The 25,225-nt window shown below is 69.8% G+C and carries 21 protein-coding genes and 2 pseudogenes; 12 read left to right on the top strand and 11 right to left on the bottom strand.

Translation table 11 applies throughout. The features are described from left to right. Positions 1 to 81: 81 nt before the first annotated feature. The 3 genes from WBK31_RS16880 to WBK31_RS16870 all read right to left on the bottom strand — a co-directional run bounded on the left by WBK31_RS16880 (position 82) and on the right by WBK31_RS16870 (position 3,512). Entirely contained in the window at positions 82 to 1,005 is a 924-nt protein-coding gene (locus WBK31_RS16880) for a PaaX family transcriptional regulator C-terminal domain-containing protein (protein ID WP_406675193.1), read from the bottom strand. A 48-nt stretch (positions 1,006 to 1,053) separates the two neighbouring features. Further along, entirely contained in the window at positions 1,054 to 2,064 is a 1,011-nt protein-coding gene (locus WBK31_RS16875) for a PaaX family transcriptional regulator C-terminal domain-containing protein (protein WP_406675192.1), read from the bottom strand. Between the two features lie 77 nt (positions 2,065 to 2,141). Then, on the bottom strand, positions 2,142 to 3,512 hold the full coding sequence (locus tag WBK31_RS16870; RefSeq protein WP_406675191.1) for a hypothetical protein: 1,371 nt from the start codon (positions 3,510 to 3,512) through the stop codon (positions 2,142 to 2,144). Between the two features lie 191 nt (positions 3,513 to 3,703). Here WBK31_RS16870 and WBK31_RS16865 point away from each other — a divergent pair, with 191 nt between their 5' ends. The 7 genes from WBK31_RS16865 to WBK31_RS16835 all read left to right on the top strand — a co-directional run bounded on the left by WBK31_RS16865 (position 3,704) and on the right by WBK31_RS16835 (position 12,076). Then, positions 3,704 to 4,699, top strand: coding sequence for a phosphate/phosphite/phosphonate ABC transporter substrate-binding protein (locus WBK31_RS16865; protein ID WP_406675190.1), 996 nt, complete (start codon positions 3,704 to 3,706; stop codon positions 4,697 to 4,699). Then, a complete protein-coding gene (locus WBK31_RS16860) occupies positions 4,692 to 5,468 on the top strand; it encodes a phosphonate ABC transporter ATP-binding protein (protein ID WP_364051957.1) in 777 nt (258 codons plus the stop codon). Before WBK31_RS16865 ends, WBK31_RS16860 begins: the two co-directional genes overlap by 8 nt. Continuing rightward, on the top strand, positions 5,461 to 7,098 hold the full coding sequence (phnE, locus tag WBK31_RS16855) for a phosphonate ABC transporter, permease protein PhnE (RefSeq protein ID WP_378788685.1): 1,638 nt from the start codon (positions 5,461 to 5,463) through the stop codon (positions 7,096 to 7,098). Before WBK31_RS16860 ends, phnE begins: the two co-directional genes overlap by 8 nt. Before the next feature lie 37 nt (positions 7,099 to 7,135). Beyond that, positions 7,136 to 8,338, top strand: a complete 1,203-nt coding sequence (locus WBK31_RS16850; RefSeq protein WP_364051951.1) for a cytochrome P450 — start codon at positions 7,136 to 7,138, stop codon at positions 8,336 to 8,338. A 96-nt stretch (positions 8,339 to 8,434) separates the two neighbouring features. Further along, entirely contained in the window at positions 8,435 to 9,346 is a 912-nt protein-coding gene (locus tag WBK31_RS16845) for a hypothetical protein (RefSeq protein ID WP_364051948.1), read from the top strand. Beyond that, positions 9,343 to 10,833, top strand: coding sequence for an alpha/beta hydrolase family protein (locus WBK31_RS16840; protein WP_406675189.1), 1,491 nt, complete (start codon positions 9,343 to 9,345; stop codon positions 10,831 to 10,833). Before WBK31_RS16845 ends, WBK31_RS16840 begins: the two co-directional genes overlap by 4 nt. Before the next feature lie 280 nt (positions 10,834 to 11,113). Continuing rightward, complete coding sequence (locus WBK31_RS16835; RefSeq protein WP_406675188.1) at positions 11,114 to 12,076, top strand: NADP-dependent oxidoreductase; 963 nt, start codon at positions 11,114 to 11,116, stop codon at positions 12,074 to 12,076. A 937-nt stretch (positions 12,077 to 13,013) separates the two neighbouring features. On the opposite strand, the gene WBK31_RS16830 is transcribed toward WBK31_RS16835, so the two are convergent. The 4 genes and pseudogenes from WBK31_RS16830 to WBK31_RS16815 all read right to left on the bottom strand — a co-directional run bounded on the left by WBK31_RS16830 (position 13,014) and on the right by WBK31_RS16815 (position 17,365). Then, positions 13,014 to 15,110, bottom strand: coding sequence for a hypothetical protein (locus WBK31_RS16830; protein ID WP_406675187.1), 2,097 nt, complete (start codon positions 15,108 to 15,110; stop codon positions 13,014 to 13,016). Beyond that, a complete protein-coding gene (locus tag WBK31_RS16825) occupies positions 15,074 to 15,634 on the bottom strand; it encodes a hypothetical protein (protein WP_406675186.1) in 561 nt (186 codons plus the stop codon). The genes WBK31_RS16830 and WBK31_RS16825 overlap by 37 nt, the downstream gene beginning before the upstream one ends. A gap of 65 nt (positions 15,635 to 15,699) precedes the next feature. Further along, positions 15,700 to 16,820, bottom strand: a pseudogene (locus WBK31_RS16820) (IS701 family transposase). A 128-nt stretch (positions 16,821 to 16,948) separates the two neighbouring features. Further along, complete coding sequence (locus WBK31_RS16815) at positions 16,949 to 17,365, bottom strand: esterase/lipase family protein (protein ID WP_406675185.1); 417 nt, start codon at positions 17,363 to 17,365, stop codon at positions 16,949 to 16,951. Between the two features lie 212 nt (positions 17,366 to 17,577). On the opposite strand from WBK31_RS16815, the gene WBK31_RS16810 reads away from it, so the two are divergent. Then, positions 17,578 to 18,045: a RidA family protein gene (locus WBK31_RS16810; RefSeq protein WP_364051936.1), complete on the top strand. Its 468-nt coding sequence runs from the start codon at positions 17,578 to 17,580 to the stop codon at positions 18,043 to 18,045. A gap of 222 nt (positions 18,046 to 18,267) precedes the next feature. Here the strand turns inward: WBK31_RS16810 and WBK31_RS16805 are convergent, their stop codons facing one another. The 3 genes from WBK31_RS16805 to WBK31_RS16795 all read right to left on the bottom strand — a co-directional run bounded on the left by WBK31_RS16805 (position 18,268) and on the right by WBK31_RS16795 (position 21,753). Continuing rightward, the gene (locus tag WBK31_RS16805; protein WP_364051933.1) at positions 18,268 to 19,104 is read right to left on the bottom strand and encodes a PhzF family phenazine biosynthesis isomerase; all 837 of its coding nucleotides are present in this window, start codon (positions 19,102 to 19,104) and stop codon (positions 18,268 to 18,270) included. Positions 19,105 to 19,171: 67 nt separating this feature from the next. Continuing rightward, entirely contained in the window at positions 19,172 to 19,975 is an 804-nt protein-coding gene (locus WBK31_RS16800) for a hypothetical protein (protein WP_378788696.1), read from the bottom strand. 977 nt (positions 19,976 to 20,952) lie between these two features. Next, positions 20,953 to 21,753 (bottom strand): GntR family transcriptional regulator, encoded by an 801-nt coding sequence (locus tag WBK31_RS16795; RefSeq protein WP_364051928.1) that lies wholly within the window; start codon positions 21,751 to 21,753, stop codon positions 20,953 to 20,955. A gap of 243 nt (positions 21,754 to 21,996) precedes the next feature. Between WBK31_RS16795 and WBK31_RS16790 the strand changes: the two genes are divergently transcribed. The 4 genes from WBK31_RS16790 to WBK31_RS16775 all read left to right on the top strand — a co-directional run bounded on the left by WBK31_RS16790 (position 21,997) and on the right by WBK31_RS16775 (position 24,262). After that, on the top strand, positions 21,997 to 22,629 hold the full coding sequence (locus tag WBK31_RS16790; RefSeq protein WP_364051925.1) for a GNAT family protein: 633 nt from the start codon (positions 21,997 to 21,999) through the stop codon (positions 22,627 to 22,629). An 86-nt stretch (positions 22,630 to 22,715) separates the two neighbouring features. Further along, the gene (locus tag WBK31_RS16785; protein WP_378788700.1) at positions 22,716 to 23,180 is read left to right on the top strand and encodes a DinB family protein; all 465 of its coding nucleotides are present in this window, start codon (positions 22,716 to 22,718) and stop codon (positions 23,178 to 23,180) included. Positions 23,181 to 23,194: 14 nt separating this feature from the next. Further along, a complete protein-coding gene (locus WBK31_RS16780) occupies positions 23,195 to 23,662 on the top strand; it encodes a GNAT family N-acetyltransferase (RefSeq protein ID WP_364051919.1) in 468 nt (155 codons plus the stop codon). Positions 23,663 to 23,803: 141 nt separating this feature from the next. Beyond that, positions 23,804 to 24,262: a VOC family protein gene (locus tag WBK31_RS16775; protein ID WP_406675184.1), complete on the top strand. Its 459-nt coding sequence runs from the start codon at positions 23,804 to 23,806 to the stop codon at positions 24,260 to 24,262. 21 nt (positions 24,263 to 24,283) lie between these two features. On the opposite strand, the pseudogene WBK31_RS16770 reads toward WBK31_RS16775, so the two are convergent. Further along, positions 24,284 to 25,203 (bottom strand): annotated as a pseudogene (locus WBK31_RS16770) (SDR family oxidoreductase). Positions 25,204 to 25,225 lie beyond the last annotated feature (22 nt).

The raw sequence follows: 25,225 nt of genomic DNA, 5'->3' as shown, positions 1-25,225 counted from the left end.
CAAGTGTCACACGTTGAGGTGCACAGCTGTCAAGGGCCCGTTGTGCGGCGGAGAGCGGGGAAGCGCGATCAGGAGGGGCGATCAGGTGGGGGTGAGGATGGAGCCCGTCCGGTGGTGGGAGACCAGCTCGGCCAGCGCGGGGTCGAACCCGGCGACGATCTGCCGGACGCGGAACTCGGCGAGCGGCCCGAGGGTGTCGTATATTTCCACGAACAGGTCGCGGGCGGTGGCGCGCGGCCAGTCGGCGGGCAGCAGCTCGGCGGGCAGGTCGGGGTCGTGGCTGGGAAAGGTCCGCCAGGTGTCCATGAGCCCCGTGCGCGCGACCAGCGCCTCCGACGCGCCGACCGTGCCCCGGCGCACGCGGTCGAGCAGCGGCTCGTACCGGGCGATGAAGTCGTCGTACGCGCGCCGCAGCGCGTCGAAGTCCCACGCCTGCTGCGGGGCGCGCATGCCGGGCAGGCCGAGCGCCTCGGCGCGGAACACCGTCGCCATGGGGATCTCCAGCTCGGCCAGCACCGCCGCCGCGCCGTCGGCGTCCGCCCTGGGCGAGACCCACAGCCCGTCATAGAGCGGGGCGAAGCCGAGCCAGCGCAGCCGCGCGCGCAGCGTGTGCCGCAGGTCGCGCTGCTCCTCGGAGATGGAGAACGCGGCCATCACCCACCGGCCGTCCCAAGGGCCCTGCTCAAGGCCGAAGGACATGATCCGCCGGCGGCCCTCCTGCAGCACCGCGGCGGCCTGGTCGGTCAGCCGGTAATAGGTGCGCCGCCCCGACTTGGACGACACCAGCAGATCGCGCTTGGTCAGGCGGCTCAGCGCGGCCCTGGCGGCCACGGCGGACACGCCGAACTCCTCGGCCAGCCGCACCAGGGCCGCCGACGGCAGCTGCTCCGGCCGGCTGATCCAATAGTCCCCGAGCAGCGTCGTGATCAGGTGCTGCGGGGGCGTGCCCACCTGGAAGCGCGGAAAGTCGATGTCTCTTGCCTCAGACAGCTTCCGATCATTCACATCCCGAGTATATTGACAACGTTTGCAAGTGCGGTCGTTATCGAGATGTCATGCTTTCTGGCGGGACCGGCCGTTCTCGTCGAGCAGGTCCAGGCGGGCCCGGTCGGTGTCCTCGTCGAAGCTCGTACGGCGGCGGATCGCCGGCGACTCCAGCGTGGCCGCCTGCGCGAAGGTGTGATGCGCCGCCAGCCCGGCCAGCTCGGGGTCGAACCCGGCGAGGATCTCGCGGAAGCGCTCCTCGGCCGGCTTGCCGAGCGAGTCGTAGATCTCCACGCAGAGCCGCCTGGCCTCAGCACGCGGCCATCCGTCCGGCAGCAGCTCGGCCGGCAGGTCGGGGTCGAGCGCGGGGAACGTCCGCCAGTCCGTCATGATCGCGGTGCGCAGCCGCAGCGCCTCCGCGGGCGGCGGGCTGGAGGCCGCGATCCGCTCGGCGATCGGCCGGTGGGTCTCGATGAAGCGGGCGTAGCGCTCGCGCAGCGCGTTCACGTCGAACGCCCGCTCCAGCACCGGCTCCAGGTCGCCGCCGGCGATCTCGCGGGCGCGGAACACCGCGGCGCCGCGCACGCCCAGCCTGCTCAGCAGCGCGAGAGCGTCGTCCGCCCGGTCGTGCGGCGACACCCAGACCGCGTCGAAGACCATGCCGAAGTGCAGCAGGCGCAGCCCGTCGCGCAGCGCGCGGCGCACGTCGCGCTGCTCCTCGGGCACCGAGAACGCGACCACCGTCCACTGCCCGTCCCAGCGCGGCGTGACCGCGCCGAACGTCAGCAGCCTGCGCATGTGCGCCACGATCACGTCATGGGCCCTCGGCGGCAGCCCGTACGCGGTCGTGCGGCCGTTGCGCGAGCTGGTCAGCAGCCCGCGCGAGGTGACCCGGCGCAGCGCGGCGCGGGCCCCGGCCGGTGTGATGCCGAACTCCTCCAGCAGGCGGACCAGCGCCGCCGACGGGATGTGCTCCTGCCGCCAGAACCAGTAGTCGCCCAGCAGCGTGGTCAGCAGGCGCTGAGGTTCGGCCCCCTGCCGCGCTCTGGGCAGGGCGCCGGGCTCCGGCGACGCGGTCACCTGGCGCCCCCCATCATCTGAAGTCCTGTCGGCTGCGGCCGGCTGAATCCTACGTCCTCACCGATCTCGATCTCCTCTCATCGCGGCACGTGCGGGCGCAGGAACCGGCCGGGACGGTGATCGGTGAACTGCGCGCTTCCCAGGCCGGGGTCGGCGTCGGCCAGGCGCGCGGCCAGCCGGCCGAGCCCGTGAGCATGGGCGTCCTTCCAGTGGCCGGTGGCGACCCGGTCGCGCAACGTCTCGACCGCGGCGGCGAACTCCGCACCGGTGTAGCGGCAGTGACCGGGCCTGTCCACGTACGCCTGCCGCAGCAGCGGGCCCTTCCCGGCTCGCTTGACCGCGTCGGCGTACGCGCGGGCCTGGGTGACGGTGGGGTAGTTGTCGCCGCGCTCGTGCAGCGTCAGCACCGGCACGCCCAGCCGGCCGCGCGGGGTGAAGTAGTCCTCCATGTACGCCACCGCCTCCGGGTCGGCGGCCACCCTGGGCGCCTTGGCCAGGGCCGCGAGGTCGGCGTCGAGGTCCAGCCCCGCCCGCTCGTAGAGCGCGCGCACCTGCCGCTCGCGCCCCGACTCGCGCAGCTGCTTGCGGTAGTCCACCCCGGTGTTCCAGGAGAAGTTCCCGCCCGCCCGCTGCTCCAGCGGATGGCGCGGGGAGAAGACGGTCGCCATGAACGCGGCGTACTCCTGGGCCTGCTGCCTCTCCCAGTCGTGCGGCGCGGGCTCCGGCGTATCCGGCACCGACCAGGTCGAGACCTGTGCGAAGGCGGCCGCAAGCGCGATGCGCGCCCGGCCCTGCGCCGTCTGCTGCGCGGCCTCCAGCACCTCGCGGGCGGCCGCCGTGCTGCGGGCCTCCTCTTCCGCCGAGGCCAGGTGGACCAGCTTGATCGCGTCCTCGCCGGGTGCGAGCAGGGTCTTGAACGCGAACGCCGCGTCCAGCGACTGGTTGAGCATCGCCACCGGCCCGGCGACCGAGGCGCAGTACGGCAGCGCGCCGTCGATCAGATCGGGCCGCAGCTCCGCCAGGCCCGCCGCGATGGCGCCGCCCATCGACGCGCCCCACGCCAGCGTCATCTCCGGCTCGCCGGCGGCCTTCGCGAACGTCGCCAGCGTCTCGGCCGAGGCGCGCAGGCTCTCCTCGACCGCCCAGCCGTCGCCGTACGGGCGGGTCCCGGCCAGCGCGTAGCCGTGGGCCAGCAACCAGGCGCGCGAGGCCGCGTCGCCGCCGAGCTCGGCCGGCCGGTGCTCGGGACCGGCGCCCTGGCCGTAGCCGGGGGTGAAGGAGAGCACGGTGCCGTTCCAGTCGCGCGGGACCTCGATCGCGTACGTGGCGCCGCTCGGGTGCACGCCCGCGAGACTGAGCGGGCCGTTCCCTGCGGCCTGGGCGGATGCCGGTGGTGCGAGGGCGAGCGCCGCGAGCACCGTCGCGGCGCAGGATGCCCGTTTGATCACGATAAGGGGATTGATGTCCGCCTCCAGGGGTGGGAAGCTGCAACGCAAAGAAAGGCAACACATCGAGGGACGCTCGTCCGGATCGAGTCGCCGATGTTATTCGACACAAATCCTACGGTCGTCACATAAGTGTTGACAATGGTGTGAGGGCTGCTTACTTTGGCCCGACCACCTGCATGTGAGGAGCCTCGATGTTCCGCAAGTCAGCTCTGGGCGCCATCGCGGCGGCTGCCGCGATCGCACTCCTGCCCGCCTGCGGCGCCGGCCCCGGAAGCACCACCCGCAGCGCGTCCGCCGACGGAGGCCGGCCCGCCGAGCTGGTCTTCGCCGCCATCCCGTCAGAGCAGAGCGACGACCTCGAGGCGTCGTTCGCCCCGATCGTCACCGCCCTTGGCAAAGAGCTCGGCATCCCCGTCCGCTTCCAGGCCGTCACCAGCAACGCGGCCGTCGTCGAGGCGCAGGTCGCCAAGCGGGTGGACGTCGCCGTCTACGGCGCGTTCAGCTACTACCTCGCCCGCACCCGCGCCGACGTCGAGCCCGTCGCCGTGCCGGTCGCCGAACCCGGCGGCGAGCCCGGCGCGTACGCCTACGGCGTGACCCGCGGCGGCGACAGCGGCATCTCCTCGCTCAAGGACGTCGCGGGCAAGGACGTCTGCTTCACCGACCCCGGCTCGACCACCGGCTACCTCCAGCCGCTCGCCTCCCTGCGCGAGGCCGGCGTCGACGTGGACAAGGACGTCAAGACCGTGTTCACCCACGGGCACGACACCGCCGTCGCCTCGCTGCTGGCCGGCGACTGCGACATCGCCTTCGTCGGCGACGTCTTCATCGACCAGCTCTTGCCCGCCCGCGGCCAGCTCAAGCCCGGACAGGTCACCAAGGTGTGGACCTCGCCGCTCATCCCCGGACCGCCGATCGTGGTGGGCACCTGGCTGCCGCAGGACGTACGCGACAAGATCGCCAAAGCCGTGACCGGCCTGACCGCCACCGGCGCCGCCTCCGCCGGGCTGTGCAAGGGCAGCGAGATCAAGGGGCCGAAGACCTGGGGCGAGCACGCCGGCGCCCCCGCCTGCACGCTCGGCACCTCCACCGCCTGGACGTTCGTCAAGGCCACCGACGCCACCTACCAGCCGATCACCCGCATCTGCGAGGTCACCAAGGCGGAGGTGTGCACGTCCGGTGGCTGAGATCACGAACGGCGACCCGGTCCTGCGCCTGTCGGACGTCGGCAAGAGCTTCGACGGCGTCACCGTGCTCGACGGCGTCTCCCTGGAGGTGCCGCGCGGGAGCTTCGTCGCCCTGACGGGACCGTCGGGCGCCGGCAAGTCCACGCTGCTGCGGCTGGTCAACGGCATGCACCTGCCGGACCGCGGCACCGTCAGCACGCTGGGGGAGAACCCGGCCGCCTGCTCCCGCGCCCGGCTGCGCGCCCTGCGGGCCAGGGTCGGCTTCGTCTTCCAGCAGTTCGGCCTCGTCGGGCGGCTGTCGGCGATGGAGAACGTGCTCATGGGAGCCCTCGCCACGCTGCGCCTGCCCCGCTACGGGGTGATGAGCTACCCGCGCGCGCTGCGCGCCCGCGCCGTCGAGCAGCTCGACCGGGTCGGCCTGGCCGACCAGCGCTTCCAGCGCTGCGACACGCTCTCCGGCGGCCAGCAGCAACGCGTCGCGGTGGCCCGCACGCTGCTGCAGGGCCCCGAGCTGATCCTCGCCGACGAGCCGGTCGCCTCGCTCGACCCGGCGGCGAGCGTGCTCGTGCTCGACACGCTCAAGCGCATCAGCGCCGAGGACGGCATCTCCGTCCTGTGCAGCCTGCACCAGGTCGAGCTGGCGCTGTCCACCGCCGACCGGGTGGTGGCGCTGCGCGGCGGCCGCCTGGTGCTGGACGAGCCCGCCCGCGACCTCACCGCCGCCCGGCTCCGGACGATCTACGACCTCGCGGGGGCCCGCGATGGTTGACACCGCCCCTGCCCCTTCCGCCACCGCCGCGCAGGACCCCGGCCCCCTCCGGCCGCCGGTGAGCGGCCGCGCGCTCGTCGCGGCCGGGCTGCTCGGCGCGGCCGTGGCCGTCACCTGGCTGGCGTTCTGGTGGATCGGCCTGTCCCCGGCCACGCTCGCCGCCGGGCTCGACGACACCGCCCGGCTGCTCGCCCGGATGTGGCCGCCCACCTTCCCCGCCGCCGGCGACGTCGCGTCCATGATCGCCGAGACGCTGCTCATCGCCGTCGCGGGCACCGGCCTGGCCACCGTGGCCTCCGTACCGCTGGCCTTCACCGCCGCGCGCACCCACCGCGGAAGCGCGTGGACGCGGCAGGCCGCCCGCGCGATTATCGTGCTCACCAGAGCCGTGCCCACGCTGGCCTTCGCGATCCTGTTCGTCAGGATCTTCGGGCTCGGCCCGGCGGCCGGCGCGCTCGCCGTCGCCGTCCACTCGGTCGGCATGATCGCGAAACTGCTCGCCGACGCCATCGAGGAGACCGACCCCGCCCCCGCCGAGGCGGCGCGCGCGTGCGGCGCCCGCGAGACGCAGGTGGCCGCCGCCACCGTCCTGCCCCGTGTCCTGCCCGCGCTGACCGCCATCGTGCTGTACCGGCTCGACATCAACATCAGGGCCTCCGCCGTGCTCGGCATCGTCGGAGCCGGCGGCATCGGCGTGGCGCTGCAGACCGCGCTCGGCAGCCTCAACTACCACCGCGCCGCCGGCATCATCTGCGTGATCGTCGCCCTCGTCCTGCTGCTCGAACTGCTGTCGGTGGCGCTGCGCCGCCGATCGACCGGGCGGACGCCGGGCGCCGCCGCGCTGCCCGCCGGGCGGGCACCGTACGACGTCGGCTGGGACCGCGGCCGGGTGCTGCGCGTGCTCGGCGCGACCGCCGCCCTCGTGATCTTCCTGGTCGCGCTGTGGTCGGTGCGCCCCGATCCCGGCCGGCTGTCGTCCGCATGGCCCAACCTGAGCGCGCTGCTCACCGGCATGTGGCCGCCCGCGTTCACCCTCGACCTGCTCATGGCGGTGCTGGAGAGCCTGCTCATGGCGCTCGGCGCGGCGGCCGCGGGCGCCGCGTGCGGGCTGGTCGCCGCCCTGCTCACCGCCGCGAACACCACCCCATGGCCCGCACTCGGCGCGGCGCTGCGGGTGCTGCTCGTGGTGGTCAGAGGCGTCCCCGACCTGGTGTACGCGCTGCTGTTCGTCGCCGCGCTCGGGCTCGGGCCGTTCGCGGGCTTCCTCGCCCTGTGGATCTCCTCCACGGCGCTGGCCGCCAAGTTCTTCACCGACTCGCTCGAACAGCTCGACCCGCTGCCCCGCGAAGCGCTGACCTCGGTCGGCGCGAGCCGCTGGCAGGCGTTCACCGCCGGGACCTGGCCGCAGTTCGTGCCCGCGTTCACCGGGAACGGCCTGTTCGTCGCCGACCTCGCGCTGCGCGAGTCGGTCGTGCTCGGCATCGCGGGCGCGGGCGGCGTCGGCTACCTCATGCAGGAGTCGATCGCCACACTGCGCTACGACACCACCGCCGCGATCGTCATCGCGATCGCCGTCGTCGTGTACGCCATCGAGACGCTCGCCCGCACCGCCCGCCGCCACCTGCTGTGACCGTGACCGGACGAGCCCGCGACGAAGGGACTCTGCCATGACCACCACCGCGGACCCCGGCCGCGCCTCCGACTGGGATCCCACCGCGCCCGAGACGTTCGACAGCTCCCACGCCGTCTACGCCGGCCTACGGCGGCGCTGCCCGGTGCCGTGGAGCGACGCCTTCGGCGGCTTCTGGGCCGCCACCCGCTACGAGGACGTGCTGCGGGTGGCCCGCGACAGCCTGACGTTCAGCACCGCCACCCAGAACGTCGTCCCGCACGTGCCGCGCACCCAGCGCCGCCCGCCGCTGCACTTCGACCCGCCCGAGCACGGCGTCTACCGCGCCCCCATGGACCGGGTGCTGCGCCGCGCCGTCGTACGCCGGCTCGAACCGGCCTTCGCGCGGGCCGCGCGCGAGCTGCTGGAGCCGCTGCTGGCGCGCGGCCGCGGCGACTACTCCCAGGAGTTCGCGCTCCCGTACGCGGCGCAGTGCTTCGCGATCTTCCTCGGGCTGCCGGTCGAGCAGGTGCTGGAGATCCGCCGCATCGGCGTCGAGTACAGCTTCGCCATCCAGGAGATGGACCGGGCGAGGGTCGCCGCGGCCAGCGAAGAGCTGTACGCCATCGCCCGCACCATCGTCGCCGAACGCGCCGCCGACCCACGAGACCCGGACGAGGACCTGGTGTCCAGCCTGCTGGAGGCGTCCCGCGACCCTGAGCGGCCGATCCCGCACGACATGGTCGTGGCCACCGTACGGCAGACCGTCGTGGCCGGCATCGGCGCGCCGCACGCCGTGCTCGGCAGCGCCGCCGTCCACCTGTCCCGCGACCCCGCGCTCCAGGACCGGCTGCGCGCCGACCCCGGCCTGCTGCCCGCCGCCATCGAGGAGCTGCTGCGGCTGTACGCCCCCTACCGGGTGTTCGCCCGCACCGCCACCCGGGACGTCGAACTGGGCGGCCGCACGATCCGCGCCGGTGAGCCGATCGCGATGATCTTCCCCTCGGCGAACAGGGACGAGGCGGTGTTCGACGACGCCGACCGGCTCGACCTGGAACGGCGGCCCAACCGGCACCTCGCGTTCGGCCGCGGCCCGCACCGCTGTCCCGGCGCCGCGATGGCCCGCCTTGAGCTGGCCGCCGCCCTCGGCGAGCTGCTCTCCTGCACCTCACTCGTCGCGGCGGACGGCGAGGTGGAGATGTTCAACTGGCTCGAATTCGGCCCCAAGTCCGCCCCGCTGCGCTTCGTCCCCCGCACCTGACCCCGCTTCCCGGCCCAGCCGGGTTCGTCCGCGTCCAACCCTTCCCGGCACGACCCTCTTGCCGGCCTCACCCATCCGATGTGGAGGCACACACCGATGTCGGCCCGCTTCAAGACCGCCCGGATGCTGCTGGCGGCGACCGTGGGAGCGGTCGTCCTCGCCGGCTCCGTCCCCGCCGCGACGGCCTCGCCCGCCCGCAACCCCTTACCGCCGGCTCCCGCGGCGGCCCGCACCGTCCTGCCCACCGTCAGAGAGGCCGCCGACGGGCTCCCCGGCCACACCGTCTACCGCCCCGCCGACCTGAAGAAGCTGCGCAAGGGCAGCCTGCCCGTGATCGTCCACGGCAACGGCGCCTGCGCGAAGAGCAACCTCGAAGGCATCGCGTTCCTCACCGGCCTTGCCTCCCAGGGGTACATCGTGATCGCCAACGGCGGTGTGTCCGACTTCCCCGTACCGAGCACGCCCGAGGAGACCATCGCGCACCCCGAGGCGCTGCTCGCCGCCGCCCGCTGGGCCACCGAATCGAAGCAGGCGCGCAAGCAGTTCGAAGGCCGCGCCGACACCACGCGCGTCGGCGTGCTCGGCCACAGCTGCGGCGGCGTCGAAGCGCTCGCCGCCGGCACCGACCCGATCGTGGACGCGGTCGCCGGGTTCAACACCGGGTACCTGCCCGAGCCGGCGTTCGGCGGATACGGACGCGACCGCCTCGCCGATCTGCACACGCCGACGCTCCTGGTCAACGGCGGCCCTGACGACGTCGCGTACCAGAACAGCATCGACAACTACGCCCTGCTCGACGTCCCCGCCGTGCTGGCCTCGAACGCGAGCGCCGGGCACGTCGGCTTCATCGCCGGGCTCCAGGCGACGACGGGCTGGCAGGTGGCCGCGGACTGGTTCGACTACACCCTGCGCGGCGACCGGAAGGCCGGGGCGCGCTTCGTCGGCCCGGACTGCGGGCTGTGCGGGGAGGACGGCTGGACGGTCGAGTCGAAGGGGCTGTCGCTGTGAGCCGCCGCGCATCCGCGATGCTGAGCCTGGCCGTCGCGGTCACGACCGCCGTCTCGGCCGCCACCATCACGGCCGTTCCGGCCGCCGCCGTCTCGCGTGGCGGCGCCGGTTCCGTCCCCGGCGCCGCCGCCGGGAAGGCCACCGCAACCCCCGCAGCCGCTTCACACGTACGGCGGGGCGGGACGCCGTGCCTGCCCGGCTCGCCCGCCCGTCCCACCTGCATCAGCGGCACGCTCAGCGACGGCACGCCTTACGAGTTCGTCGTCCCGGCCCGCTGGAACGGCACCGTGGTCGTCGCCCTCGACTTCGCCGGCACCGGCCGTAACGAGGAGCTGACCGCCCGGCTGCTCGCCGACGGTGTCGCCCGAGGCGGGACCAGCCGGGAGATCACCGGCTGGAACCTCCGCGCCGCCATCGACAACCAGGCCGAAGCGCTGGCCCGCTTCGAGCAGGCGTACGGCAGGGCCCGCTACGCCGTCGCCTCAGGGGCGTCCATGGGCGGCTTCGTCTCCGCCGGTGCCGCACAGCTCCACCCCGGCGCCTTCCACGCCGCCGTCCCCATGTGCGGCGGGCTCAGCGGATCCGTCGCCCAGTGGAACCAGAAGCTCGACACGATGTTCGTGCTGGAACGCCTGGTCGCCCCGGGACTCCCGGTGATCGACATCCCGGAGGACGTCGAGTCGGCCCGCCAGGCGTGGCTCGACGCGCTCGCCGCCGCCCAGCGCACCCCTGAGGGCCGGGCCAGGATCGCGCTGGCCGCCGCCATCGGCCAGCTCCCCGCGTGGGGCAGGAACCCCGACGGCACCACGCCGCCGCCTCCCGCCAGCGGCGACGCCGCCGCCCTTGAGCAAGGCGCCTACCTCGCGCTCGCCGGCGGCCCCCTGCCGTACGTCGGGCAGGCCATGAGCAGCCGCCGCCAGATCATGCAGGTGGTGGGCGGAAACCCGTCGTGGAACACCGGCGTCGACTACGCCGCGCAACTGCGCCAGGCCGACCCCGCGCTGCGGCGCGCCGTCGACAAGCTGTACAAGGCGGCGGGGCTCGACCTCGCCGGCGACCTCAAGACGCTGGCCGCGGCGCCCCGCATCGCGGCCGACCCGGACGCCGTCGAGCGGTTCGCCCGCGGTCTCGTGCTGGACGGCAGGCTGCGCATCCCCGTCCTGACCCTGTCGAACATCGGCGACCAGATCTCCACCGTGGCCCAGCAGCAGGCGTACGAGGAGAACGTGCGCCGGGCGGGAGCGGGCTCTTTGCTCCGCCAGACGTACACCGAGAGCGCCGGCCACTGCGACTTCTCACCGGCGGAGCAGCACGCCGCGCTGGCCGTCATGTTCGACCGGCTGCGCACGGGCCGCTGGCCGGCGACGTCCGCTCCGGCGATGAACGCCCGCGCGGCGCGCCTGGGAGCCGACCCCGCTCCCCGGTACATCCCGTTCACCCCACCCCGCTTCAACCGCCCGTACCCGGCGGGAACCACGCGCCCGTAGCGCTGGGATGCGGCCGCGCGGCTGTCCGGCCGCGCGGCCGTGTGACCGGTCGGGGCGGAGGGCTGTGAGCGGTGCGGCCGTGTGGCCGGTCGCCGCGGAGGGCCGGGCCGGGCGGCGTGGGCGACGTCGAGCAGTCGGGTGGACGCGAAACCAGGAGAACCGGACGCTGCTTGCCGAAAGCTAGAAATGCCTTCTGCTAGCCACTACCAGGCTCCGGGTACTTCCGGTCGCGGCCGGGCGATCGGCGTCCGGCGTACGAGCCGAGCGAGGACCCAAGCCCATGCCACCCACCATGCGCGCGATCACCCAGGACACCTTCGGCGGCCCCGAGGTGCTGCACCTGGCCGAGGTGCCGCGCCCCGCGCCGCTGCCCACGGAGATCCTGGTACGCGTGCACGCCGCCGGCGTGAACCCCGTGGACTGGAAGACCCGCCAGGGCTCCGGCATGGCGGGGGTGCTCGGCGACCCGCCGTTCGTGCTGGGCTGGGACGTCTCCGGCGTGGTGGAGGAGGTCGGCTTCGGCGTGACCATCGTCCAGCCGGGCGACGAGGTGTTCGGCATGCCGTGGTTCCCGCGCCAGGCGGGCGCGTACGCCGAGTACGTCACCGCGCCGTCCCGCCAGTTCGCCCGCAAGCCCCGCTCGATCGGCCACGTGGCCGCCGCCGGTACGCCCCTGGCCGCCCTCACCGCCTGGCAGGCCCTCATCGACACCGCGCACATCGGCAGCGGGCAACGCGTGCTCATCCACGCGGCGGCCGGCGGCGTCGGCCACCTGGCGGTGCAGATCGCCAAGAACGCGGGCGCGCACGTGATCGGCACCGCCCGGTCCGCCAAGCACGACTGGCTGCGCTCGCTCGGCGCCGACGAGCTCATCGACTACACCACCACGCGCTTCGAGGAGGCCGTACGCGACGTGGACGTGGTCATAGACCTGATCGGCGACGTCCACGACCAGACCAGCACCCGCTCGCTGGGAGTCCTGCGCCCCGGCGGCCTGCTCATCGCCGTCCCGTCCGGCGTGGCCGCCGAACTGCTCGACCGCGCCCGCGAGCAGGGCGTACGAGCCACCGGCATCCTGGTGGAGCCCGACGGCGCCGCCCTCACCCGCATCGCCGACCTCATCGACGAGGGCGACCTGACCGTCGAGGTGGAGCAGACGTACCCGCTCGCCGAGGCCGCCGAAGCCCACCGCCAGGGCGAACAAGGCCGCACCCGCGGCAAACTCGTCCTCACCGTCACCTGACCGTTCGATCGACGATCGTTTTCGACCGCGCCGCCAAGCCATTCCCGGAAACGCGCGAACTCCGCGGGGCCACGAACACCGTGGATTTCGCCGTGATGCTCAGCCATGGCCACCGATCGGGTGCCGGCCGGGCGACATGACCGTCCTCATCGTCATCCGCCCGTCAGGGGCGCGGTTGAGCGAGCGTACCAATGGATAATGAACGGTGCTTGCCGATCGCGTCGCACAGTCATTCCTGAAAGTGGGGCGAATTTTTCGCGCGGTGAATCGTCGAATTCGATGCGACGATCCGACGGGCTGCCTTATGGAATTGTCTGCGACACATAAGGAGGTTCACATCGCCGAGTCGCCATACGCTGACCTCGTGCCGCGCGCTCAGTGTCTCCAGAACGTCATTCGACGTCGCAGTTCGTGACCGGCGGTAGGTGTTCCGTTCGACTTCACGGCTGGCAGTCGCCCGACAGCGCACGAAGAGTCCGGCGGGCCCCTTTGCTGGGACGTCGGCTACGCGGGCCCGCCGTTTGCCGTGCTCCTGTGCATGCCATCGTTCACCTGTCGCCTGACGTGAGCGTCGTCCTGGGTCGGTGTGTTGCCAGCCCAGTCCGCTTGCGCGACGTGTGTGCGCTCACGGCGAGTTGTCGTTTCATGCTGGCCGAATTCAGATTATTTCGGCCGCCTTTACTCTCAATTCGGCGGCTTGGTACTCCGACTCTAGGGCTTGGCGTGCGAGTCGCTGGGCAATCTCCACCAAGGCGAGATCGTCGCGTGTCAGGTCTTCGTCGCTTGCAGGGCTTTGTGGCACATGCTCTGGTTTCGACATATGTGTCCCCTTCGACATGGTGATCTGTGTACGTGGCTCATTCAAAATAGCCTGCAACCGCCTCCGGTGTCAGCCTGGTGGAGTTGACGATTAGCCGACTTCCCTGCAGGCGGGCGCTCATTCCGGACCATGAAGAAGTTTCCGGATGTCGTCACGGAGTTTGCGCGTCCGTGCGGTGTCCGGATGACGATCTCCCAGTACGCGGGCGCGGCGCGCAAGCAGCGCGTTGGCCTGCTCGTATGCCTTGCTCAGCTCGTTCAACTCCAGCAGGATGGCGATGTAGGAGAAGGTCAGCGCCATGGCGTGGACCTCATCCAGGCGTTCCTGGTTGCGCGCGAGCGTAGCCTCCGCCTCCTGCCTTGCTTCGTCGATACGTCGCTGGACATGCAATGCGCGGACCAGCGTGCCTCGCACGAAAAGGACCTCGTTAAGAGGTGAAGTCCCGCTTGGATCCCACTGACTCAGGATTTCCCGGCACATCCGTTCGGCCAGCGGAGCCCGTCTTTCTTCTTGCGCGAGGATGGCGCGGGCGAGGCTGTGCTTGACGACCATGCTGTCCGTATGGTTCGGGTCGAGCGCGTCCTCGGCTTCGAGAATCCCCCAGAGGAGTTGCTCTGCCTCCTGCCAGCGGCCCTCCTGGACCAGGATCGCTTTGGCGAGCTTGTGCCGGCTTGCCCACGTATCGCGGTCGTTCTCGCCGAGTACGCGCGCGCGATCCGCGATCAGCTCGCGCAGGCGTGTCTCGGCGAGTTCGGCCTCTCCGATCTCGATCAGCATGCGTCCGTGCTCATGACGCAGTGCCATGATCTCCCTGTCATCCGAGGAGAAGCCGTACGAGCCGCAACGATCGATCAACCGGGGAAGAAAGTCGTTGGCCGGTGACAGGAGGCCGGCCGCGATGAAGTAGCGGCTCGTGGAACGGGCCAGGCCAAGGGCCTTGCGAATGAGGTCCTGCTCGTGCGGAAGGGTGGCGACGACGGTGTCGGTGATTTGCACGACATGCGGCGCAACCAACTGCCACAGCGCACGGTCTTCGCTCTGATCGGGATCCGACTTGCCGAGAGCGTCTTCCAGCAGTCGTAGCGCGAAGCCGTAGTAGGCACGTGGCCGGCTCATCACGTCGCGGTCAGTGCGCAGGACCAGGTGTACGGCCGGGTGCATGGAGACGGTCTGGGTCAGGTATTCACCCAGCCGGTTCCCTTGTCCACGGACCGGCTGCAAAGTGACGAGTCCGACATCGTTCAGTCGTTGCAGGATCCTGTCGATGTCCGGAGTGGGGTGACCGTCGAACAAGTCGGCGTGAGCCAGCTTCTCCGCTGTGTGCACCGGATAGGGGATGGCACTGGGATTCATGCAGGCCAGCACTTTCAGCAGTGGTGCCGCTTGAGGCATCCCGCTCTTCGCCAGTGCGTCGAGGGAGATCTTGAAGACCTCGTACACCAGCTCCAGTCCCAGCTCTTGATCCAAAGGACCGCATCCGGGGACCGCTGTCAGGCGGGATTCCAGGTCACGCCGATAGGCGGTGAACGTGTGTCCGGTCTCCCCGGACTGTTCGAAGCTGTTCTTGATGTGCCTCGCCGCGCACCAGAGCGCGAGCGGGAGGCCGCCCAACGTCCTGGAGAGCAGTCGCGCGTCTTCTCGTGTCCCGGCTGATGGCTGTCCGACCGTCTTGGTCAGTATCGCTATGCCGTCATCTTCTGCCAGGGGATTGATGGTCCTGATCTGGCACCAGGGTCCCCACGTGGTCTCGTTGCGGTCATGGCTGGTCACGATGACCCGGCCGTGTTCGGTAGCGGGTGTGCGCAGCCAGCCTCTGCCGTCGGCGACTCGTCCGATGCCTGCTGCGAGGGAGTCGGCGTTGTCGGCGTTGTCGAAAACGATGAGCCAGGGGCGTCCATGGTTCTCGAGTGCGTTCCAGATCACGTCCGGAACGTTCCGCGCGCTCGTCGCTTCGACGAGGGTGCTCTTCGGAATGCCGAGGCGAAGTCCCAGTTGCTGCATTGCGGTATGAAGTTCGGTGACGTTGATCCACCAGACGTCGCGCTGAGGACGCATCCGGTGAGCCGCTTCAAGAGCCACGCGGCTCTTCCCCACACCGCCCAGTCCGGCGAGCACGAGGACTTTCGCGTTGCTGGCCAGTATGGCTTCGACATCCTCGGCGCGACCCTGTAGATCGCTCACCTCCCGCTGCGACCACGGCGGTTCGATCGACACCTGAGCGATACCGTCGAGGGAGGGGATGGGGCCGGCGGGGCCGGTGCCCCCAGTGGAGCGCTACGTCCGCCGTCTGATGCCAGATATTGGCGGATAAGACGTTTGAAGAGCTGGTAGGACTCGTCGCTCGGGCCGCGCGGCCGAATGATCGACTTGTGGTCGCCGGGGACCGTCTCCCTGTTGCGGAAGGGATAGGTGGCGTCGACGTTGGGCGCCACGCCATCGGTGGCACCGCCGCATGCCGTTATGGGGAAGGGGCAACGCTCCTCAAGGGTCTCGATTGCCGGAACGTCCGCTTGCATGCGGCGGTGCAGCCACTCCTGCGGGTGCCGGATGAGCAGCAGCCTTCTCAGCCCGAGTGCGATCTTTGAGCCCGCGTTAGTACTCCAGCCGCATTTAGTGATCGATGATTCGTCGCTGTCGCTGGTAATGGCAGCGGCGGGCGCGGGCTTGATGCCGACGTCGCCACTGTGACCAGCGGATTCGATGACTGGCAGGGTGCCGGGGCTGGGCAAGATGAGCATGCAGACGCCGGATCTCGTTGACGGTAAGCGGGATCAGCTCGCCGGAATCGTCACCGTTCGCACCCTCAAGCTGTGATCGTCCCTGTCGGCAGGGCCCCCTGTGTGGCCAGGCCCGAGAAAGCCTCGCCCTGCTGAGCGCCCGTTGCGCCGGGTGGGCCGGCGGCGAGGAAAGCCAGGTGAGCGTGAGCGACCATGGCCAACGTGACGTGCCGATACCAGGCCAGGTGCTTGCGGACCTGGTAATGGTCCAGGCCGACCTCGTTCTTGGTGGCCTGGAAGCATTCCTCCACGCTCCACCGCGATCCCGCCACTCGCACCAGCTCCGGCAGCGCGACCGGGCCGGTGGCCCAGCAGGTGTAGAACGCCAGCTCGCCGGAATCAGTGATGGAGCGGCGGGCCAGCAGCCACTCGGCCGGGCCGAGCGGGATCCACGCCCAGTCGTAGTAGCGGTGGCCCTTGGCACCCTGGCCGCAGGAGTAACGCTGCCACGCCTGCTCCTCCAGCGCGGCGAAGACCTCATCGGCACGCATCTTCCGGCCGGCCAGCACGATCGGGTGGTCACAGGAGACAGCGAACACGTAGCTCAAACCCCGGCTGCGGCACCGCTCACGCAACACGGGGTTGTCGCCGTAGCCCTCATCCGCGGTGAGCCAGGCGAAGGTGAGCAGCGGATCGTCGGCGGCCCGCTCGATCATCCTCCAGGCCAGCTCCGGTTTGGTCGCGAACTCCACCTGCTCCGGGATGCCGGCGTCGGTGCGCCGCTCGGGTGCGGTGAACCAGGAAGCGGGCAGATACAGTTCCCGGTCGATCAGCACCCGTTGCCGGCCGGGTGCAGGTAGGAGGCGAACACTCCGACCTGACAGTTGGTGATCTTTCCGGCCGTGCCGGTGTACTGGCGCTGCACCCCGGCCGAGCGGCGGCCCTTCTTCTCGAACCCGGTGTCGTCGACCACCAGCACCCCGTCCAGGCACCCGAGCCGCTCGGCGACCTGGGCCCGCAGTGCATCCCGGACCGCATCGACGTCCCAGCGGGCGTGGTTGAGCAGTCGTTGCATCCCGTCGGGTGTCGCGTCTCCGGCGAACTCGGCCAGGGACCAGCCGTTCTTGCGTTCCAGCGAACTCAGCAGGCCCAGCAGGTAACCACGCGCTCTGATCCGCGGCTCACGCCGGCCGAAGAACGGTGCCACTACCTGCGCGAACAGGTCATCGAACGCATCGGCCCATACACGCGGGTCGATTTCGGCTACCGTGGCTGCCACGGCCACCGCCGATCATCTGGATTCCACACACCCACATGATCACTGCGGTGGCCGTCTCACGTCTCAGCCTCGACCAGATCGAGATCTCGAAGTGCGGCTGGAGTATTAGGACAGGCGTACATGAGCAGGTGGCTGATCCGGGAAAGATCGTATGAGGCACCGTTCCGCAGGGCCTTTGACAGGAAGATCTGTGCGACGATGCCTCCCTGGCTGTGCGTCACCAGGAACACCTTGTGTCCGTCTGCGACATTGCTTCGAAGGAACGATCCTAAATTGTCGGCAATGTCGTTGAATGTCGGTATTTTTCTCGAGAATCTTGTGATGAAGAATGGAGAGGAGTAGCCGAAGTGAAGCAAGGTGGTTTTGTCTGATAGGTCAGGATCCGTGCGGATTGTCCACTCGAAGTGCTTCCAGGTCTTGGGGCTTGAGAAGAGGCCATGGATAAAAACCACGTAGATGCGATCTTTCCCCACGCTACCCCTCCGTCTCATCATCGTCCGTTAGTGGTCGGTGTTCATCACGATAGTCCCCATAGTCGGACTTTTGTGTAGCCCAAGAGGAAGATGTCAAGATTGGATATGATTGCGGCGGCTGATGCGCAGTGGTCAAGTTCGGCGAATCATGCATAATTCGGACATCCGGCAAAATGCTGTGCGCTGACCATGCGGTCGCGTACCTTGTACCTATGAGAAGGGGAACTCCTTCTGCGAGGCTCTCAGAACTCGGCTTGAAGCTGCCGCCCGTCAGCCCGGCGAAAGGCTCCTATGTCCCGGCTGTTGCCGCAGGGGACTTCTTGTTCGTATCCGGCCAGATCCCGATGACCGGTGGGGAAGTGGTCGTCACCGGGAGGGTCGGCGATCAAGTATCGGTGGAGGTCGCAGCCGGTCTGTCGCGGCAGTGCGCGCTTGCCGCACTGGCGGCGGCGGATGCCGCTGTGGGGCTCGACCGGATACTGCGCGTGGTGAAGGTGGTCGGCTATGTATCGTCGGCGCCTGGCTTCACCTCACAAGCCGACGTTGTCAACGGCGCCAGTGATCTGCTGTGCGAGGTTTTCGGAGCAGCGGGACGGCACGCGCGCACTTCGATCGGGGTCGCGGTGCTACCCCTGAATGCTCCCGTCGAAATTGAGCTGACGCTGCACATCGATACGTAGGTCCCGCATCGCTCATCCCCGCCACCGACGCTGACCTGATCCGGCCCAAGGGGCGCGAACGCTCTGATCACCGCCCTGGCCCGTCCGTGCCGGCACTCGAGGGACAACGACCGACGGCCAATCGTGGCGGTGACCATGATGACACGCCACGTCCACTGCGTGATGCTGATCCCAGCCACGCGGTACCCGGGATGCGGTGCCGAAGCGAGGTGGGCCTTCAGATCACAGCCTGAGCGCTGATCCTGTGACGGCGATACCGCTAGCGGGATCCTGTGGGATGGACACGGTGATGGTACTGGGGCGACCCATGTCCTCGCCCTGCAGAACGGTTACCGTCGCCGGGAGCGCGACGAGCTTCAACGCGCGCAGGTAACCGCCGAGCGCCGCAGCCGCCGCGCCAGTAGCGGGATCTTCCACGACGCCCCCGGGTGGGAAGGGATTCCTGGCATGGAAGATGTCGTCGCTCTCCCGCCAGACGAGGTCGATGGTCGTCCATCCGGTACGTTCCATCAGCATGGCGAGCAGGGAGAAGTCGTAAGACAGATGCGCAAGGCGTTCACGGGTCCGGGCGGCGATGATCGGATGAGAAGCGCCTGCGTGAGCGACTTTCGGCGGGAGGCCGGCATCGAGGTCGGTTCGCGACCAGCGCAGGGCTGCAAGAAGCTCGTCGAGGAGTGTCGTGTCCAGATCATCGACGTGCGGTGGCACGCTGACGAGGGTCGCGACCGTGAGCCCGGTGTGCGTGACCGAAGTCGACACTTCGATCGGACCGGCCTGCGTGTCCAGCAGCAGTTCTCCGGGGCCATGCCGGTCGGCGAAGGCCACGGCCGTCGCGATGGTGGCATGACCGCAAAAAGGAACTTCCACCATCGGGCTGAAGTAACGGACGGCTAGGTGCCGGTCGGCTCTCCCGGTGACGAAGGCGGTCTCCGAATAGCCGACTTCGGCGGCGATCTCGAGCATCTGCTTCGGGTCGAGGCCCGCGGCGTCGAATACGACCCCCGCGGGATTACCGCCGTCGGTACTTTCGCTGAAGGCCGTGTACCGCAGAATCTCCATGAGGGCACGCTAAACTCTTCGATAAGTGGCCGACAACCGCTTTGCTGAAGTTGTGCAGGCGCGGTGGTCAACCCCAAGTCAGTAATTGTCCGGTATCCGTCATGGAGACGGAAAAGCCGAGGGCTATTCTGCGGCCGCCGTTGCTCGGTCGTACCGCATGAAAGTTTCTCGGATCGAGTAGCACGGCTTCGCCGGTTCGTGGCCGCATGTGGAAGGATTCGGCATCGCCGACGACGGACTCTTCGAAACCGTAGGATCCAGCGGGTTTGTGCTTGTCGTCGGCAGGATGCCAACGGTGTCGCCAGACAACCGTTTCGCCTCCTTCGTCCGGTACGCTGAGATACAGGTTGAAGGCGAATTGGCAGATGATGTCGGCGTCGAGGAAAGGGCCGGAGAACTCACGCTGCGCGTCGTCGAAGTGCACGAGAAACCCTTGGTTGGGCTCGCGGGCGACTCCGGCGCCCATGGGTCGGCCGCCATGCCGGGCGACTTCCACTGGCTGTGGCAGTTCGGCGCCCAATCGGCTCCGGCATAGTTCGAACGGGTCGAACGGAAGCTTCAGGTCATCCCAAGCGCGCCTGCTCTCGTCGACCGCGGTCCAATAGTCGTCGGAAATGGTTCCGTTCTTGCGGTAGTCGCTGACGCCTACGCCGAAGCGCATCACTTCGGGCCGCACTCGTTGCCGGCCGTACGTGGCGAACTCCACCTTGAGGAGCGCGTCCAAGACGAGCGCACACTCGTCTGGCGAGAAAAAGCCCGGCACTCGAATGGCTGCGCATCGACCCGCCGCGAGATCGGCAATCAATCGGCGCTCGAACCGGTCGGCGATCACCGGTTCAAAGAACGGATCGTGATCATAGGCTGGGTCCATAGGCACCCTCCGACCCTATTGAACGACCGTATGCCCGAATCATACTCAGGTTGAGCAGTGGTGCATAGACCTGGGGCGTCCGGGTGCATTCGAAGAGCCGTTATCTGATCAATCGGTGCGGCCGAAATGTATACGGCAGAGGGTGGGCCGCCGTTTCCTTCTCGGGTGCGTGTCGTTGACTCCCGTGTCGGCCTTCGTCGGGTGTCCCAGTCAACGTCGCCGCCCGCTGTACCGTTCATCGAGATTTTTGTGCCGTGAGTTGCCGGTGATCCGTATGACTTCTGGTATGAACGGTGCAAGTCGTACAAGAAGCTTTCAGAAAGCAAGTACGAAGAGGTGGGAAGTCGACTGTTGCTCACCGGCTGAGGTGAGTTTCGCGCACCGGGTCCGGACCGGACGACCGGCACGGCCGGGTCGCCGGGAACGAAAAAATGTAGGCGCGTTCGTCGGCGACTACGGCACCGCAGATGAAGACGATCAAACAGCCATACCACCCGGCGCCAACACGATCACGGTTTCCTGAATGTCGCTGAGACGAAGCGCGGCAGCCCGGGAGCGAGCCGCGGAAAAGTCGTCCGAGAAGGGAAGGGCGGGAACCCGTCCAGGCACGCCGCCTTCCGAGGGCCATGCGACGGAGGCCGATACCTCCGCCGCCGCTCGCCGGTCCGGGCAAGCCGGCGGAAGCGCTGTCCCCGTGCGGGGGAGAACCGCGAGGTGCGCGCTCTTCCCCCGGCGGGTTCGGCTTCGTGCAGCACCCGAGCGCCGTCCGCACGCGGCGGGGCGGCGCGTGCGTGGACGTCGATCCGACGTCAGAACGGCGAACCGCGCGCTGGAACCGGCCGCCGCGACCGTGAACCTGCGCCCGTCGGGCGGTGGAACCGAGCCGTTCGCTGACGGCTTCGCCCACGTATCGGTGGTGAAGACCCCGCAAGCCGCGCGCGACCCGCGCTCGCCACGTGCGGGTCGGGCTCTGCATGTCAGGGCTGGAGGTGAAGGCCGACGGCTCGGGAGTGCTCGGCGTCTGTGACCTGGTCACTGGCGCGTACGAGGTGCAGACCGATGCCGTACCCGCTGATGACGACGAGCGTGTAGGCGTCGATCGGCGTCCCGTCCTTACGGTAGGCGACGCCGGTGATGGAGAGGGCGGGCTCGCCGGGGGAAGCGCCGCACAGCCGGGCGGTGGCGGGGTCCAGCGAGGTCGGTTCGACGCGCTGGAGGCTTTCCTGGACGCGATGGCCCACGGCCGCCAGCGCGTCGACGACGGTCGCACAGCGCTGGAGCACCTGGGCGTCGATCCGGTCACCGACGTCCGCGGGAAGGATGTCGGTGGCGACACCGTAGACCTTGCCATCGCGCACCCGGGTGCCACGGAAGCGGACGGCCGGGCTGCCGGCAGGGATGTGCAGCCGAGCGGCGAGCGCCTCGTCGGCGATGATGGTCCGCCGGGATCGGTGCAGCTCGTGGACGTGGTGGGCCTCATCGTCGAGGTCGTCGAGGAAACCGGTGTAGACCGGCCCCGAACGAGGTGACAGCGGCTCGATCGGCGGTTCGGTGTTCACGTAGGTGCCCGAGCCGCGCCGGCTGGTGAGATATCCCTTGCCGCGGAGGTCGGCGATGGCCTGGCGGATGGTGCTGCGGCTGGCGCCGAAGCCGGCCGCGAGCTCCTCTTCGGGCGGCAGCCGGCTACCAGGCGGGTAGGTTCCGGCGAGGATCCGCGCCTTGAGCGACATGGCGATGCGGATGTAGAGCGGCCGGTCCGGTCCCGGCGGGCGTACCACTGCTTGATGGCCTTTCAGCTGCTCGCGGATGCGGGTCTAGATCGTGCTGCCAGCATAGGAGGCGTCCGGCAGGGCGGTGAGCCGGAGCATCGTGCCCGGCCACGGCGAACCTCCCCAGATGCCGGTGCAGCTCCCCCACAACCGTTAATTTGTAGGGTGTACCATACAAATCCGGCCGAGGCTCGCCGATGACGCTCACGCCGTGCTCCCCGCACCCCGCTCGGCAGAAAGGTGGCAGACCGCATGCACCGCCGGCTCGACGTTCCCGTGCTGACCGGATCTCGCGTACGCCTGGAGCCGCTGGCGATGAGCCACGCGGCGGATCTGGCGGAGGCCGCCGAGGAGGACCGCTCCTCCTACGCCTTCACCCTCGTGCCCCGCGCCGATGAGGTCCCGGCCTACCTGCGCGCCCAGCTCTCCCGCGAGGGGCTGACCCCTTTCGCCCAGATTCGGCTGAGCGACGGGAAGGCGGTGGGATGCACCGGGCTCTGGGATCCCCGTACGTGGCCGGGCCGGGACGAGCTGCGCGCGGTGGAGATCGGCTGGACCTGGCTGTCCGCCTCGGCCCAGGGCACCATGATCAACGCCGAGGCCAAGCTGCTCCTGCTCACCCACGCGTTCGAAACGCTGAACGTGACCCGCGTCGATCTCAAGACCGACGCCCGCAACCACCGCTCACGCCGGGCGATCGAGCGGCTCGGCGCGCACTTCGAGGGCGTCCTGCGAAGCTGGTCACCCTCCTGGGCGCCGGGTGAGGAGGGCCTGCTGCGCGACTCGGCCATGTTCTCGGTGATCGCCCCGGAATGGCCCGCCGTCAAAGCGGCGCTGCGCGAGCGCCTCGCCGCCGCGCCGGCCGAGTCCGCGCGAGCGAGGTGAGATCCACATGCGGATGTTCGCCGAGCTGTTCGTGCCCGAGGACAGCGACCCCAGGCCCGCCGTGCCGGCCCGGGGACGAGAAGGCGATGCTCGCCGCCTGCCTCCGCTGGCATCGCGAGACGCTGAAGCTGAAGTGCAAGGACCTCGACCCGGGAGCGCTCGCCCGCCGGTCGGTGCCCTTCGCGAACCTGTCGCTGCTGGGGCTCGTACGGCACCTCGCCGACGTCGAACGGCGCTGGTTCCGCCGGGACATGGCCGGGCAACCGGCCGGCCCGTACTTTCAGACCGAGGAGCGTCCCGACGCGGCCTTCGACGACGCCGTGCCTGACGCGGAGATCGTCGCCGAGGCGTGGCGGCTCTGGCACGACGAGGTGGACTTCGCCGACCGGTTCGTGGCCGGGGCGGCGAACCTGGAGATCACCGGCACGGACCCCTGGCGCGGTACGATCACGCTGCGCTGGGTGCTCCTCCACATGATCGAGGAGTACGGGCGGCACAACGGCCACGCCGACCTCCTGCGTCAGGGCATCGACGGTGCGGTGGGCCTGTGACCAGGCAGGAGAGCATGAGCAGGAGAACGGACGTGCTGGTCAGGGCCGCACGGCCGGACGAGGCGGAGCCGCTGAGCGAGCTGGCGTTGCGCTCGAAGGCCTACTGGGGCTACGACGAGACGTTCATGGCGGCCTGCCGGGACGAGCTCACCGTCCCGGCATCGCAGGTGGAGGCCCGGCGGACGACGGTGGCCGAACGGGACGGCCGCGTGCTGGGGTTCGTCACCGTCGAGGGCGATCCGCCGGAGGGGGAGCTGGGCATGCTCTTCGTCGAACCGGACGCCATCGGGCACGGCATCGGCCGCCTGCTGCTCGAGCACGCGGTGACCGCCGCGCGGAGGCTCGGCTTCGTGCGGTTGCTGATCGAGGCGGACCCGCACGCCGAGCCGTTCTACCTGGCGATGGGCGCCGCCCGGATCGGTCTGGCCCCGTCCGGCTCCATCTCCGGGCGCAGCCTTCCGCTCCTGTCTCTCGACACGTGAGCGATCACGCGGGAGCGCGTCGCCCGCCCGGGGCGCGATCGTGCTCATGCGGTGCCTCCTCGCGTGCCGGTCACCGGAGCTTGATCAGCGGCCTCGATATTCGGCCTGACGAGCACCCCGAATCGCCGGGCCTCGGGCAGGATGGCGGGCATGGTCTCGTATCAACTGGTGATCGATTGTGCGAATCCTGAGCGGATGGCCCGATTCTGGGCGGACGCATTGCGCTACAAGCTGGAGCCGCCGCCGGATGGCTTCGATACGTGGCGGGCGTACTGGCGCAGCATCGGCGTGCCGGAGGACGAGCTGGGCGAGGGCGACGGCAACGACAGCATCGTCGATCCGGAAGGGCGCGGGCCGAGGATCTGGTTCCAGCAGGTGCCCGAGGGCAAGGTCGTGAAGAACCGGTTCCATTTGGACGTGCTGGTCGGCGGCAAGCGCGACGAAACGCCCCTGGAGACCAGGCGAGCGCGAGTGGATGCCGAGGTGGAGCGGCTGGTCAAGGCAGGGGCGTCCGTCGTACGGGTGCACTCGCAGCCCGGGGCCGACCACTACGCGGTGGCGATGCTCGACCCCGAGGGCAACGAGTTCGACGTGGTCTAGTACCGCCGTCGCCGGCGGAGGTCAGCGGTAGCCGGTGACGTCGGCGGGTCTGCCGGGGTCCTGGACCTCCACCAGGTAGCGCCAGCAGTCCGGCTGGGAGCCGTCCACGTCCGTGAAGCCGTACTCCTGCGCGAGCTGCCCGCTCGACAGCGACCGGCCGGTCCACCGCATCACGTCAGGGTCGGCGGCCAGGGCGGCGACGGCGCGGCCGACGTACCGGGGCGACTCCGAGATGGCGAAGTGCGGCTCGCGCGCGGTCGCGTCGCGCCAGTTCTCCTCCTTCACCCCGTAGTGGTCGAGCATCATCTCCGACCGCAGCCAGCCGGGGGTCAGCGACACCGCCGCGCACCCGTACGGGCGCAGCTCGTGCGCCTGCGCGTAACCGAGCCGGATGACCGCGCTCTTGGCCTGGTCGTAGAAGAACGAGACGCGGTAATTGCGGTCGTTGTACTCCTTGGTGCCGTCGGTCATCTCCACCACCAGCCCGCCGGGCCGCTTGATCAGCAGGGGCAGCATGAAGTGGCTGGTGATGACGTGGGTGTCGACGGCGAGCCGGAGCAGGCGCAGGCCGGCGTCCAGGTCGTGCTCCCACAGCGGGGTGTCCCACTGGGCGAGGTGCTCGCCGCCCCAGATGTCGTTGACGAGCACGTCGAGGCGGCCGTGGTCGCGGCCGATGCGCTCGGCGAGCGACCTGACCTGGTCGCGGTCGAGGTGGTCGGCCGGTACGGCGATGCCGTGGCCGCCGGCCGCGTTCACCAGCTCGGCGGTCTCCTCGATGGTCTCGGGGCGGTCGTACTCGGATCGCGACCGCCGGGTGGTGCGGCCGGTCACGTAGACGGTGGCGCCGGCCGCGCCCAGCTCGACGGCGATGCCCCGGCCGGCGCCCGCGTCGCGCCGGCGACCAGGCAGACCTTGCCTCGCAGGTTCGGATGATTGCTCATGCGGCGAACGTAACGAGAAAAG

This window comes from Nonomuraea sp. N2-4H (genome assembly GCF_045291505.1).
Lineage (GTDB): Bacteria > Actinomycetota > Actinomycetes > Streptosporangiales > Streptosporangiaceae > Nonomuraea > Nonomuraea fastidiosa.
This window is presented reverse-complemented; position numbering and strand designations above follow the sequence as displayed.